Consider the following 13,676-nt stretch of genomic DNA (forward strand, 5'->3'; position numbering starts at 1 on the left):
CGTATAAAACCTTTTCCAAAGTTTTAAACTTTGGAAATGTTAACTTTAATTGAACTTTCAATAAAACTATAACTTAGCGTTTATAATATGACCAAAAAAAACGGATATTGAACACCATATCGTAATTCGTTGAGATCAGGATTCGTTCATGAGTATTATGACATTGTTGATTTTGAATACATTATACCTCACCGATTTTATCCAGTATAGATTGCATCTTTTTTTTCATCCGACCAGGTTTACCCTTGCGAATGTCAAATTTCAATGATGAATAAATACGGTTGCAATCCGGCTCCAGTTGGTCGTAGCAGGTTTTTATCATTGCCAGTGCTTCATCCATTGTTTCAGTTTCAATTACTGTTCCCATAGGTGTAAGCTCATAGGTCGCTCCACTGTCCCTTATCACCTCTAGTAAACGACTCACATAATGACTCACACTTTCCCCCTTATCGGTTGGGAACATTGCAAATTCAAGTAACACACTCATTTTATTATATTTTTATTAAACGTTTTCTGCTATTTCCGGCTCAAGAATATAGTGTAAAATTTTATGACTCACAATTTCCTCCGGGGTCACTTTAACCTGTAGCGGAATAATCTCAACACCTTTCTTGTGTACCTCAACAAGTTTCCGGGCATAGTCAGGATCAATATCCCGTGCCGGTTCAAAATGATATACATCCATTCGCTGTATGATGTAAAGCATCACGGCTCGCATACCATTTTCTTTTACGTCCATGAGTGTTTTAAGGTGTTTCAGGCCTCTCGCAGTAACAGCATCCGGAAATTTAGCTACCCCGTTTTCATTCAGTGTCACATTCTTGACCTCAATAAAACAGGTCTCAACTGAATTTTCTGCCATAATATCGAAGCGACTGTCTTTATATTTCACCTCGCGTTGAACTGTCGAATATCCTTCGAGTCCGGGGATCGTCCCTTTCATAATTTCTTCAAGTGCAAAGCGGTTTGGGTTCATAGTGTTGATGCCGACCCAGTTCCCGTTTATTTCAATCATTTCCCAGGTAAACCTCGTTTTGCGGTTAGGGTCTTTTGCAGGGGACAGGAAAACATCAGCTCCTTCTTCAATACAACTCTTCATGGTTCCTGAATTTGTGCAGTGTGCCGTAATTATTTCACCAGTATCTAGTTTTATATCAGCAAGAAACCTTTTATAACGTTTTATTAATGTACCTTTGGTAAGCGAAGTTTCAAATTTCATATTCAATAATCCGATGTAACTTTATAACTGAATAATACGTTCTAAAAATACTGTTTAACTTAAGTTTAAAACGAATGAAAGCCACTAAAGTTTTTTTTGTCATCACTGTTTTCCTTATTTCTGTAATGTACAGTTGTTCATTTGAACCGGGTTCCAAAGATGCCTATTTGTCTCAGTTCAATGACTTTGTAGAAAATGTGGGAAATTCATATAAAGATTATACCGATGAAACGTGGGAAAAAAAGGATAAACAGTTCAGCAAATACACCGATGAATGGTATATGAAGTTCAAGGATGAATTGAATGTAAAAGAACAGATTACAGTAAAAAAACTGGCGATAAAATATGCTTTGTATAGAAACGGAGAAGATTTAAAGGGTGGACTTGAAGAAGGCATAAAAGCGTTGAAAGAATTGGGAGAGGAGTTTCTGAAAATTTTAGACACAGATACATCTGACGAAAAAACAAAAATTGAAATATCGATTGAATGACAAAGGAAAACCTGATTTAAGGTGGTATCTGGCAGCTTGTTTCTTAATGCTGGCCGTGTTTTTCTTTTATCTTGGACTGTCGTTGCCTATTATGTCAACCAAGAAGCAGTTGATTATTTCTTTTGGTTATACCGAAACAACATTATGGGATTCAATTGTATACTTCTGGCATGGGAAAGAATATTTTCTGGCTTCTGTTATTTTCTTTTTTACTATTGTGTTCCCCATTGTTAAATTTATTCATTTAGGTGCATCTCTCTTTTATCCCCCATTTAAGCGTATGAAGTTATTTAGTCTTTCTCACTATATCTCCGATAAGTGGAGCATGTTGGATGTCTTTATAGTTGCGTTGGTAATCTTTCATATAAAAATGAATTCACAGGTTGTGGTGACAAGCCTTAAGCCGGGAACTACTTTTTTAGCTTTGTCGATTATGTTCAGAATGTTATCAAATGAACTGGGAATAAGGCGAATTATTAAAGAGTCCTGAGGGACATAAGCCAGTTTTTATGCTTGGATGGCTTGTAATCGTTTTCACCTCTTTCTTCTGTTGTTTTACCACATTCAGCTGCTTTTAAGAACCTCTTCTATCATAATTATTGTTGTTTATTGGTATATTTATTATCAATATAAGGTTAATTATCTGGTTTTGTATCACGGTTTTATAGCCCGTCCAGACGAAAACATATTAACTAAAAGTAAAATTAAAGGTGAGAAAATTAGGTTTTAATATTAATATAATGTAAATTTGTTTTGTGATTGCTTAATTTAATATTAAAACACAATTGTTATGAAGACGGTCAACGCTATTAAACAGAAACTCTATAAAGCCTTTATAGGGTTTGGCGAGCTGATTATTAAGGTTAAGGGTTACAAATATGAGTAATCGTTAACCGGATGTTCTGTTTTGATGGTTTTTTTTCTTTGTAATCTCAAAATGGATTTAACTAAGTTAAAAAAAAGGTGCCTGATAAGACACCTTTTTTTTTGTGTGTTAGTTTTAGTTCTTACAGGATTCCTTCATCAGCCATGCTGTAATATGTACTTTCACAGATGATAAGATGATCCAGCACTGAAATATCCAGAACTTCGCCTGCTTTTTTAAGTTTCCTGGTAATCTGGATGTCTGCATCGCTTGGGGAGTTATTGCCTGAAGGATGATTATGGCAAAGAATTATACTGCTAGCCAAAACCTCCAGACCTGGTTTAAATACGAGTCTTGGATCTATTACTGTTCCACTCACGCCACCCTGGCTTAGTCGGCGCTTAGAGATGATTTTATTGGATCGGTTCAAATATAACACCCAGAACTCTTCGTGATGTAAATCTGCCATTACGGGTTGAAAAAGCTTGTAAACATCTCTGCTTGAGGTTATCTTCTCAGTTTGAGATACCTCGTGAAGATTTCGGCGTTTTCCCAGTTCAAGAGCTGCTACAATGGTTATTGCTTTAGCAGGCCCGATACCGTTAAAGCGTTTTACCAGTTCATCTACACTGAATTTACCGAGTTTGGGCAGGTTATTACCTGCGTCTGCAAGAATACGTCTGGAAAGTTCAACGGCTGTTTCGTGTTTTGTACCTGAACCGATAAGGATGGCAAGCAATTCAGCATCAGAAAGGGCAGAAGAGCCTTTGTAAAGCATTTTTTCGCGTGGTCTGTCCTCAAGTGCCCAGTTTTTAATGGTAATATTGGAACTCATAATCAATTGGTTTGGGTAATGTTTAAACCAAAGTTACAAAATAGCAGGACACAAAAAAAGCCTTTCATAAAATGAAAGGCTTCTTAATATCATCTAAACAGATACTTAAAGTGCGTTGACATGTTTTGCCAGGCTTGATTTTAAGTTTCCTGCTTTGTTTTTGTGGATCAGATTCTTTTTAGCAAGTTTATCAAGCATTGAAGAAACTTTAGGTAACAATTCTGTAGCTTCATTTTTGTCAGTAATGCTTCTCAACTTACGAACTGCGTTACGTGCAGTTTTTGCATAATATCTGTTATGCAATCTTCTAACCTGTGTCTGACGAATTCTTTTTAATGCTGATTTGTGATGTGCCATTAATCTATTCTTTAATCTTTTAAAAGTAGCCCGTAGGGGAATCGAACCCCTGTTTCAAGAATGAAAATCTTGCGTCCTAACCCCTAGACGAACGGGCCAACATGTGTTTTTGTGCAAAACTTTTTTCTCGTTTGCGGCTGCAAATATAGACTGTTATTTTAATCACACCAAATATTTTTTTAAAAAAAACAAGAAAATATTTCAGGTGAAATTTAAACAGTTTGATTTACAATATATTCATTCGCCGAAATTCTTTATTTATGCGATGAATAGTACTTCATAAACTGCACCCGTTCGTAAAATGCAGGATCTTCACTGTTGTTATAATTCAGTTTTCCTCTGAAATCTGAGAGGGTATTGAACCCCTTTTGTTTCATCCATTCTTCCAACGCTGTGGTCATCTGAGACACAATACTGTTTCCGTTTTTATAAAGTGCCGAACATACCTGAATCGTTTGTGCTCCTGCCAGTAAGAGCTTTATCACACTGTCCCAGTCATGAACACCTGTGGAAGCCGAAATTTCAATATGCTCAGTCAGGCCGGAGGTAATTGCAACCCATCGCAGGGTGTTATGCAGATCACTGGGTACACTGAACACATCAGATGAAGTGAGTTCAAGTTTATCGATATTAATATCAGGCTGATAAAACCTGTTGAACAGTACCACTCCTTTAGCACCTTCTGCCTTTAAACGGTCAACTACCTGTACAACATTGTCGAAGTAGTAGCTGATTTTTACGGAAACAGGAATGCTGACCACTTTTTTTACACTTCTGACAATATCATAGTGCTTGTCTGCATAGGATGAATTGTTTTTCAGTGACGCATTCATTATGAATACATTCAGTTCAAGAGCATCTGCACCTGCTTCTTCAATTCGTTTTGCAAAGTCAACCCATTCACCACCTGAATAACAGTTGATACTTGCAATAATTGGGATGTTAGCTTTTTCGGAACATTCTCTGACCAGGTTCAGATAGGCTTCCAGATTTTCGGAACGCACATAGTTTTTTACGTAATCATAAGCTTCAGGATAGTCCTGGCTCTGATCTATTGCGCTACCGGCATTCATGTTGATCTGCTCCTCGAAAAGCGATTTAAGCACTACGGCTCCAATACCTGCTTTTTCAAGTTCCAGAACTTTCTCTACTGAATTGGTAAGGCCGGAACTGCTCGCAATAAGTGGGTTCTCAAGCTCAAGGCCTAAATACGAAGTCTTTAAACTTATCATCTGATATAATGTATTTTATAAAGCAAATATAACTAATCTTGCCTGTGTACCAAATATCATTTGTTATAATGTCGTTCGCCGAAAATGGAACTGCCGATACGGACCATATTACTGCCATTTTTTATGGCCAGTTCGTAATCACCTGACATCCCCATTGAAAGAAACTTAAAACCAGGATCATTACTTAAAACTGTTTCTTTTAATTCAGAAAAAAATGACTTTAATGTTGCAAATTCACGGTTGATCTGGTTTTCATCTTCAACATATGATGCCATACCCATCAAACCTGTGATATTAAGGTTTTGAAAAGAACGAAATTCTTCAGAAGCCAGCAGTGCTGTAATATCCCCTTTGGAAAGTCCGAACTTGCTCTCTTCTTCAGCTATTTTTAACTGTAATAGGCAGCTGATAACCCGCTTATTTTTTTCACCTTCCTTATCAATGGTTCGTAAAAGTTTTAAACTGTCTACGCCATGTATAAGATGAATAAAAGGTGCAATATATTTTACCTTATTTGTCTGAAGATGTCCGATAAAATGCCAGCGGATGTCTTTGGGCAGATGTTCATATTTTTCGGCAAGATCCTGAACTTTATTTTCCCCAAAATCAAGATGCCCTGCCTGATAGGCATCCATAATCATGCTCTCGGGTTTTGTTTTGGAAACCGCCACCAGTGTAACATAATCCGGTAGCCTGGATGTTATGGTTTTAATGTTTTCAGCAACCTGCATACAAATATAAATTTACACAAAAATAGAAAACCTAAAGGGAAAAAACAGAAAATTGATAAGCTAATGCCAGACAATACAAAATAAAAAAAGCCTCCGAAGAGGCTTTTATCTAAAAGAATTTAAAACCGACCGAGAACATCAGCATATTTGTTTTCTGTTCAAAATCGAGTTTTGAAATATCGTTTAATCCATATTCATATCTCACGTCCACATAAAAGCTTGCAATATCAAGACTGGCACCTACCTGCCAGTTCCAGTTGGCTGTTTCCAGTTCTTTTGACAGATCGAATCCATCTTCAAAAGGCTTATTGATGGAAATGCCTCTGGATTCAACTGTTTGATCAGAGGATACATTAAATTTTGGAGTCAGATCTATTTTTTCGTTTAACAGAATTGAAGCGGATGGCCCCGTGAATATATTCAGTTTCAATACTTTTAAATCCAGTGCTTTGATCCCAAATAAAACCGGAATGTCCAGCGTTGACAATTGAATACCCTGTGTTACCTCAGTTAATACAGCAGCATTTCCGCTTTCAGTATTGACTTCTGTGTCTACGACATCAAGATTCATTTTACCGTTTCTGACCACAAAATTAGCTTCCGGTTGCAGAAAAAGTCTTTTAAGCTTAAGGCGTGCGAATAAGCCTATGCTTAATCCATTCGAAGCATCCTGAATAAATTCGCTGCCACTGTATGATAGTTTTTCGGAACCATAATAAATATTCTGAACCTTGTCAATGGTAAATGTCGATGATGTGATTCCGCCCTTAATGCCCAGATCCAGAGGTGACTGAGCAATCATACTTCCCAATAGAAAAACAAGTAGTACTCCTGTTGTTGTTATTCTTCTCATGACTGACTTTCTGTTATTTTGTGCAATATTATTAAATTATGATTATAATTAAAACCCTTTTGTTAAATCTTTGTCAACTGCCTTTACACCATGTACCATCCAGTCCGGTGCCGGTTCATCTTTAAGATAATGATCAAAAAACTGTTTCATTCTTGTTGATAAGTCCATTCGGTTACCCCAGCTTGAAGGTTTTAAATTATGCGGTTCATTATTATATGTCAGCATCCATACCGGTTTATCCAGCCGTCGTAATGCCACAAAATATTCTATTCCCTGGTACCAGGGAACCGCACCATCATTATCGTTATGCATTATTAGTAACGGAGTTTTAACCTTATTCGCATAAAAAAGCGGAGAATTTTCAATATACAGTAACGGTTTATCCCAAAGGGATCCTCCAATACGGCTTTGTGTATGCTCATACTGGAACATCCGGCTCATACCGGAACCCCATCTGATTCCGCCGTAAGCACTGGTCATATTGCTGACAGGCGCTCCGGCCATTGCCGCGGCGAACATATTGGTTTGGGTCACCAGATAAGCTGTCTGATATCCTCCCCAGCTTTGCCCCTGAAGTGCCATATGGTCTGCATCAACCCAGCTGTAACGGTCAAGCAGGCATTCCACACCGCTTACAATACACTCGTAGGCACTTTGTCCCGGATAACCAATACGATATTTAATGTCCGGAACAAAAACAAGGTAGCCATTGCTGGTGTACAATGTCTTGTTTATGGTTGAATAACTTGGATATATCGAGTTGAAGCGGTTAAGGTTATCTGCATTTCGCTCATAAAAATATACCATCATTGGGTATTTCTTTTCCGGATCAAAGTTTTCAGGTTTATAAAGCAGGCCCTCAAGCTCATCTCCGTTAAATGAGCGCCATTTAACCAATTCAACAGTGTTCCAGATAAACGTATCCTTTTGTAGATTGGCATCAGAAATTTTTTGATTTACAGTCATGTTTCTGTTGCATATCCAAAGATCGGGGTATTCGTTGCAGTCCTGTTGTGTGTAATACATTATTTCCGATTCATCAGCTTTTGCAGGATTGCTATAGTATTTTGCGTTATAAACCAGATCTTCAGGTCCCTCATATCTTTGCAGGTCGAGGTTTGCAAAACCGGCATCTTTCGTTTTTTCATTAAAAACATTCAGAAGCTGAAGTTTTACAGGATCAATATACTCCTGATCTTTTTCCAGGTCTATAAATCTGTACCGTGTTCTTGATTGTCTGCCTTTGGTAAGGTTAACGGGTGCTGACTTCCCTTTAGGATCAACTTCCCATATATCGTAGCGATCATATATATAAACCTTATCATCGTTTTTACTCCATCCTCCGATGCCATAATTGCCGGGATCATCAGGGATGTCATTCTCTTCATTTACCAGCATGGTGGGAATTCCTGTATTTAGTACCTGTGAGCTGCCTTTTTTAATATCTGTAACATAGTAATTGCTGTCCGATGGTTGAAAGTAAACCGCAAAGTTTTCATCGGGTGAAATATTAACGCTGTTTACTCCTTTTATCAATGGTTGTTTCCGGCCATTTAACATATCAACCAGGTAATAATCATTCAGAAACTTTGCAGTCCAGTTGCTTGCTCTCAGGTAAGGATCAGGAGTATAAACAAGTGCATATTTTTTGTCTTTTTTAGTACTGTATCTAATGTATTTAAGCTCTTTGTTAGCAAGCTGTACAACTTTTTTCTCTTTAATATGATACACAGCAGTATAACTTCTGTTTTTTTCACGCTGCAGATTTATCTTTTGTCTGGGCTGAAGTTCCAGGTCTGTCCATGACCAGACATCCACGCTGACCTTTTCACCACTAAGCAAAGTATCTTTTGGGTCCTGTTGCGGTTTTGGTGCTGAACCGAAATATAACCTTCTGCCACTTTCTGAAAAATTAAGATTGCTGTGTTCCGATGGCGCCCAATCTTCGGGGAAGGATTTGGTTAATGTATCAGCAACCGGAATTAAACGGTTGCTTTTTAGGTTGAACATATCCAGTTGCCATATTTTGGTTTTTAAGGTATCTGTGGAGCTTAGCCAGGCCAATTGTGTGCCCTCATCATCCGTTGTGAGTTTACTCACTTCACCTTCTACAGTATAAATGTTATTCTGCTCCATTGTCCCGGTATTAAAATAATTGACATATGACATGGTAACGGAGTCTTCTTTTTTGACGGCATATGTAAGAATATTACCGTTTTTTGACCATTTAAAACCGGTGACATTACGTATTAATATTGTATCCAGGGTCGATCCGTTAAATATGACCATATTATCCCCTCCTTTAGATAATTTGTTTTTTTTTATTTTTACCGAATCTGCCTGTGTGGTGTCTTTGGGGGGTAAGTACTTTTCTTCAGTCGTAAAAGCCACCCAGGTTCCATTGTCTTCGGGAATATCAAATAACTTAACCCTGGGAAATTTAATTAACGTGTCTTTAGCATACAGGAATATTCCAAGTGAATCTTTGGGTTGCTTGTTTTTCGGCAGGTCTTCTTTTTTGGCATCGCGTTGCGTTTGAAGGCTGGGTTCAATTTTAAAAGCGATCAGGTCGGCTGAATGGCTGAATCTTAATCCCGAAGATAATAAAAACGTGTCGTTTTCGGATTTTTCAATATCGTATACAATGGTTTGTGCATCGCCTTTACCAGGTTTAAGTTTATAGGAAATCTTATTTCCTGTTTGTGAAAGTTTGACTTCCGTTATTGAATTCCAGTCATTGAAATCTGAAATTTCAACCGGTCTTTTTTGAGCAAAAATGATAAATGGAATCAATGCGAAAATAAACAAGAAGAGCTTTTTCATTTGATAGTGTGTTTATTGAGGCACTAAAGTACAAAAATCATGCAAAATATCGGGTTGGTTTTATCATTGTCTTCCTTTATCTTTGATTTTTAAAGAAAACATAGATGGATAAAAAGAGTGAAAACCAGGTTTCATGTCCTAATTGTGGTTATGCTATTGATGTGAATGCTATCCTGTATCAGCAGATGGAAGAGGATTTCAAACACAGATATCAGAATTATCTGAGTGAAGAGCGCAGGAAATTTAAAAAATTGCAGGACGATATTGAAAACGAGCGGAAGTTGATTGAAGAACAGAAGGAGGGGTTAGAGAAAAAGGTTGAAGAAGATGTTAAAATCAAACTCAGAAATGAAAAAGAAAAGCTCGAGTCTGAACTCCGAAAGTCATTGAAGGAAGAACAGGAAGAGGTGTTGGAATCCATGCGAAAAGAGTTGCTTGAAAAAAGTGAGAAAGTAAAGGAGCTAAATAAAAAACAGGCTGAAATAGAGCGTCTCAAACGTGAAAAAGAAGAGCTTAAAGATGTGATTGAAGCTGAAGCACAAAAGAAAATAAATGAAGAAGTAGCCAAGGAAAGGGAACGGCTGGAAAAAATGGCTGTTGAAAAAAGTGAACTTCGTTTGAGAGAAAAAGATACACTGATCAATCAGTTGAAAGAACAGGTTGATGAAATGAAACGGAAAGCTGAACAGGGATCAATGCAAATGCAGGGCGAGGTTCAGGAACTGGCGATAGAGGAGTTCTTAAGGGAACAATTTCCCCTGGATAGCATCGAAGAAGTTCGTAAAGGTGTAAGAGGTGCAGATTGTAAGCAGATTGTAAATACAAGAACACATCAGAACTGTGGTGTGATCTATTACGAAAGTAAGCGTACCAAGGACTTTCAGCCGGCATGGATAGAAAAATTCAGAAACGATATGCGCGATATGAATGCCAATATTGGTGTTATTGTGACTGAAGCTATGCCGAAAGATATGGATCGGATGGGATTAAAAGACGGGATATGGATCTGTAATTACATAGAATTTAAGGGACTATGTGCAGTACTAAGGGAATCGCTTGTGCAACTTAGTCAGGCTGTTGCATCTCAGGAAAACAAGGGTGATAAAATGGTGATGCTGTATGATTACCTCACAAGCAATGAATTTCGTTTGCAGATTGAAGCCATTGTAGAGGGTTTTACTGAAATGCAGAATGATCTGGACAGAGAACGCCGGGCCATGGAAGGTGCATGGAAAAGACGGGAAAAACAGATTCAGAAAGTTCTTTTAAATACGAATCACATGTATCATTCGGTGAGAGGTATTGCCGGTAATGCTATTGCACCGGTACAGGCCCTTGAAATGCCGGATGAAGAATAGATCAGATATGAACAAGACTGTATTAAACGACTCCAGACTCTATATAATTTTTGGTATTACCCTGTTTGCAGTTTCAGGTGTTGCAAGTTTAGCTCCTGCCTTTCCCGCTATTATTGATCACTTCGGATTAAGTGAAAAACAGATTGGCTATCTGATTACCGTTTTTACGGTTCCAGGCATCGCTTTAACACCTGTTACGGGAATTCTTGCAGACCGGTTTGGGCGTAAAACAATTCTGATCCCATCGATGGCCTTATTTGGAATTGGGGGTGTGCTTTGCGCCTTTCAGGAATCTTATCATATGTTGCTGATAATGCGTTTTATCCAGGGTGTGGGGGCATCTGCACTGGGTTCACTTAATGTAACTTTAATCGGCGATCTGTTTGATGGCAAAAAACGGGGAGACGCTATGGGGCTTAATGCAAGCGTCCTGAGTATTGGTACTGCATCTTTTCCCGCAATCGGCGGGGTACTGGCAGTCTTTGACTGGCGTACAATTTTTTATATTCCCGGTTTGATTATTCCTCTTATTGCCGTTGTTTATTTCAGGCTCCATGTACCTGTTGTAAACGGAAAAGTCAAATTTAAGGATTATCTTTCAAGGGTTTGGGATACAATTGACCGAAAAATTGTATGGGGGCTATTCATTACAAACATTCTGGCTTTTGTAATTTTATACGGAGCCTATCTCACATTTTTACCTTTATTGCTGAAGCAAAGACTGGAAGTTGGTTCGGCAACCATTGGTGGAATTATGTCCCTCATGTCGATAACAACCGCTGTCACTTCTGCTCAGTATTCTAAAATTGTTGAAAAATTCACATCCTATAAAATGTTGTTCGGGAGTTCAGTATTATATGCGTTGAGCCTTTCAGTGTATGCATTTGCAGATAACTGGCCGTTCATTATCCTGGCTACGATATTGTTTGGCCTTGCACATGGTAGCTTTATCCCAAATGTACAAACCATGTTAGTCGGTTTAGCTCCCATATCCGAAAGAGCTGCATTTATGTCGGTTAATGGAATGGTACTGAGGATTGGACAGTCAATAGGGCCAGTCTTTGCTGCGATGTTTTTTATAAATGGCAGTTTTATGTATGTGTTTTCTGTCAGCGCCTTACTTGCTTTAACTATGCTGTTGTTCATAAAGTACATGGTTGTAAAAGGTAAACCAGCGGATTAATTTCCGGGTTTTACGTCCGGAAAATGACAGGTTATGATATAAAAATGGTAATCCGTAGTAGATTTTTATGCTGAAAATGGGTGAAATCACACTTTTATGCATAAAATTCTGAAAAAAAAACAGTAAAAATTTAGAGCCTTCAAATTTTTATTTAAATCAATTCTTATTTGGTGAAAATGAAAACGGTTTCATAAAACCTTAATTTTTGAAGGCCTTAATTCATAGAGGTTCTGTGGTGTTGTTTTGATTATAAAATTGAATTAAGTGTCAAATATACAGTTAATTAAATAAATTTGTATGATGCCTTAGGAGAGGTTTATTTTTTGTTAAAATGTTAAAATATTTAAGTGTTTTGTGTCTTTTTTTATTCTAAATAAGAAAAGAAATGTTTGCAAAATATTCAATTTGAATTCGTTATGTAGATATAAAACAGAGAGTATATGTTAATTATTTTAGCAAATTACTTCATTTTTTAAATAAATATTTCAATATTTGTATTTGTTCATAACGCGTTGATAAATGAAAACCCCAGGACATGTTATGATCAGATTTATAAAACTGTACGTAATTAGACGGTGATTTAACTTGCAATAGTATTTCACTTTGAAATCTATCCTGTTGTAAAAATCACTTGCAAAAAATGTATTATGAGCATGAACCATTTTATTAACAAATATAACCCTCAATTCTAACTCCCCATGGATGCAAAAGTATTATCGCAAACGGTGACAAAGTCTCAGCTGATGGAACAGGTGGAGACCGTATCAAGAAAAAATATTACTGAAGCTGATTTTAAACTTATAGATAAGCTCATTTCCCGAATAGGAAATGCATTTAGAAATAATGAATTAGATAAATCTGATCTTGCATATTTAAGCAGATTATTTGGAGATGATTTTCTACTGAATACAATACAAGGGTATGGTTTAAGAAAGCCTCAAGGTTATGCAGGTGATTATCTGATGATTGATAAAATATACACATATCATCAATCAGAAATAGGTAAGTATCAGGTTTGGGATAAGTATTTTCATGCACAATCTGCTCCCAAGGCTGTTAGAAATCGTAAAAAATATTTTAAGTCAAAACTTAAACATAAGTTAAGTACAACTTCTGATAAAATTGAACTTCTTAATGTTGCTAGTGGGCCAGCCCGTGATATACTTGAGCTTTATCAGGAAATTGATAATCCAAAACAACTGTCAACAACTTGTGTTGAAATTGATGAGAATGCAATTAAATATGCAAGCAATCTTGTAAATGGTTATTGCCAAAATATAGAATTTGTCAAGGCAAATGTATTAAGATACAGAACAGAAAAGAAGTTTGATGTTGTTTGGTCTGCCGGTTTATTTGATTACTTCAACGAGAAGGCATTTATTATGGTTTTATCACGCTTTAAGGATTTTGTTAAACCAGGAGGCGAGATAATCATAGGTAACTTTAATGAGCGAAATAATCCAAGTCGTGATTACATGGAAATCTTCGGTGAATGGTTTTTGCATCACAGAACTGAAGAGGAATTAGTCACTCTTGCTATGAAATCAGGATTCGATTTTACACAAGTTAACATTGGTAGAGAACCTGAGAATGTTAATCTATTTATGCATATTAAGTGCTAATCTATTTAGAATAAGTTTTTTAAATGATAATTGAGCTTGATTATTTAACAATAGTCAAGCTTTTTCTTTTAAATATTAACCTATAATTAACTTTTTTGTGTTTTTTT

13 protein-coding genes and 1 tRNA gene are annotated in these 13,676 nt (G+C 36.9%); 5 read left to right on the forward strand and 9 right to left on the reverse strand.

Features of this window, described 5'->3' with window-relative positions; translation table 11 throughout:
- Positions 1–181 precede the first annotated feature (181 nt).
- Together ACE1EF_RS00425 and sfsA are read right to left on the reverse strand one after the other, a co-directional pair.
- Positions 182–487, reverse strand: coding sequence for an MTH1187 family thiamine-binding protein (locus ACE1EF_RS00425; RefSeq protein ID WP_375718620.1), 306 nt, complete (start codon positions 485–487; stop codon positions 182–184).
- 15 nt (positions 488–502) lie between these two features.
- Positions 503–1,219 carry a DNA/RNA nuclease SfsA gene (gene sfsA, locus ACE1EF_RS00430; protein WP_375718621.1) on the reverse strand — a complete coding sequence of 239 codons (717 nt, stop codon included), beginning with the start codon at positions 1,217–1,219 and terminating at the stop codon, positions 503–505.
- A 74-nt stretch (positions 1,220–1,293) separates the two neighbouring features.
- Here sfsA and ACE1EF_RS00435 point away from each other — a divergent pair, with 74 nt between their 5' ends.
- The gene (locus ACE1EF_RS00435) at positions 1,294–1,710 is read left to right on the forward strand and encodes a DUF6565 domain-containing protein (protein ID WP_375718622.1); all 417 of its coding nucleotides are present in this window, start codon (positions 1,294–1,296) and stop codon (positions 1,708–1,710) included.
- Positions 1,691–2,200, forward strand: coding sequence for a paraquat-inducible protein A (locus tag ACE1EF_RS00440; protein ID WP_375718623.1), 510 nt, complete (start codon positions 1,691–1,693; stop codon positions 2,198–2,200). The genes ACE1EF_RS00435 and ACE1EF_RS00440 overlap by 20 nt, the downstream gene beginning before the upstream one ends.
- A 517-nt stretch (positions 2,201–2,717) precedes the next feature.
- On the opposite strand, the gene radC is transcribed toward ACE1EF_RS00440, so the two are convergent.
- The 7 genes from radC to ACE1EF_RS00475 all read right to left on the reverse strand — a co-directional run bounded on the left by radC (position 2,718) and on the right by ACE1EF_RS00475 (position 9,406).
- Positions 2,718–3,410 (reverse strand): RadC family protein, encoded by a 693-nt coding sequence (radC, locus tag ACE1EF_RS00445; protein ID WP_375718624.1) that lies wholly within the window; start codon positions 3,408–3,410, stop codon positions 2,718–2,720.
- A 105-nt stretch (positions 3,411–3,515) separates the two neighbouring features.
- Complete coding sequence (rpsT, locus tag ACE1EF_RS00450) at positions 3,516–3,767, reverse strand: 30S ribosomal protein S20 (protein ID WP_375718625.1); 252 nt, start codon at positions 3,765–3,767, stop codon at positions 3,516–3,518.
- A 26-nt stretch (positions 3,768–3,793) separates the two neighbouring features.
- Positions 3,794–3,865, reverse strand: a tRNA-Glu gene (locus ACE1EF_RS00455).
- Positions 3,866–4,021: 156 nt separating this feature from the next.
- Positions 4,022–4,999, reverse strand: a complete 978-nt coding sequence (locus ACE1EF_RS00460; RefSeq protein ID WP_375718626.1) for a dihydroorotate dehydrogenase-like protein — start codon at positions 4,997–4,999, stop codon at positions 4,022–4,024.
- A 56-nt stretch (positions 5,000–5,055) separates the two neighbouring features.
- The gene (locus ACE1EF_RS00465; protein ID WP_375718627.1) at positions 5,056–5,730 is read right to left on the reverse strand and encodes a YggS family pyridoxal phosphate-dependent enzyme; all 675 of its coding nucleotides are present in this window, start codon (positions 5,728–5,730) and stop codon (positions 5,056–5,058) included.
- 109 nt (positions 5,731–5,839) lie between these two features.
- On the reverse strand, positions 5,840–6,583 hold the full coding sequence (locus ACE1EF_RS00470) for a porin family protein (protein ID WP_375718628.1): 744 nt from the start codon (positions 6,581–6,583) through the stop codon (positions 5,840–5,842).
- Between the two features lie 48 nt (positions 6,584–6,631).
- Positions 6,632–9,406: an alpha/beta hydrolase family protein gene (locus tag ACE1EF_RS00475; RefSeq protein WP_375718629.1), complete on the reverse strand. Its 2,775-nt coding sequence runs from the start codon at positions 9,404–9,406 to the stop codon at positions 6,632–6,634.
- A gap of 104 nt (positions 9,407–9,510) precedes the next feature.
- On the opposite strand from ACE1EF_RS00475, the gene ACE1EF_RS00480 reads away from it, so the two are divergent.
- The 3 genes from ACE1EF_RS00480 (at position 9,511) to ACE1EF_RS00490 (ending at position 13,569) form a co-directional block, all read left to right on the forward strand.
- Entirely contained in the window at positions 9,511–10,764 is a 1,254-nt protein-coding gene (locus ACE1EF_RS00480; protein WP_375718630.1) for a DUF2130 domain-containing protein, read from the forward strand.
- Between the two features lie 7 nt (positions 10,765–10,771).
- Positions 10,772–11,947 (forward strand): MFS transporter, encoded by a 1,176-nt coding sequence (locus ACE1EF_RS00485; RefSeq protein WP_375718631.1) that lies wholly within the window; start codon positions 10,772–10,774, stop codon positions 11,945–11,947.
- Positions 11,948–12,645: 698 nt separating this feature from the next.
- A complete protein-coding gene (locus tag ACE1EF_RS00490; protein ID WP_375718632.1) occupies positions 12,646–13,569 on the forward strand; it encodes a class I SAM-dependent methyltransferase in 924 nt (307 codons plus the stop codon).
- Positions 13,570–13,676 lie beyond the last annotated feature (107 nt).

The sequence above is a fragment of the Quyinboa sediminis genome (assembly GCF_042219855.1).
Taxonomy (GTDB): domain Bacteria; phylum Bacteroidota; class Bacteroidia; order Bacteroidales; family UBA5342; genus JBHJHP01.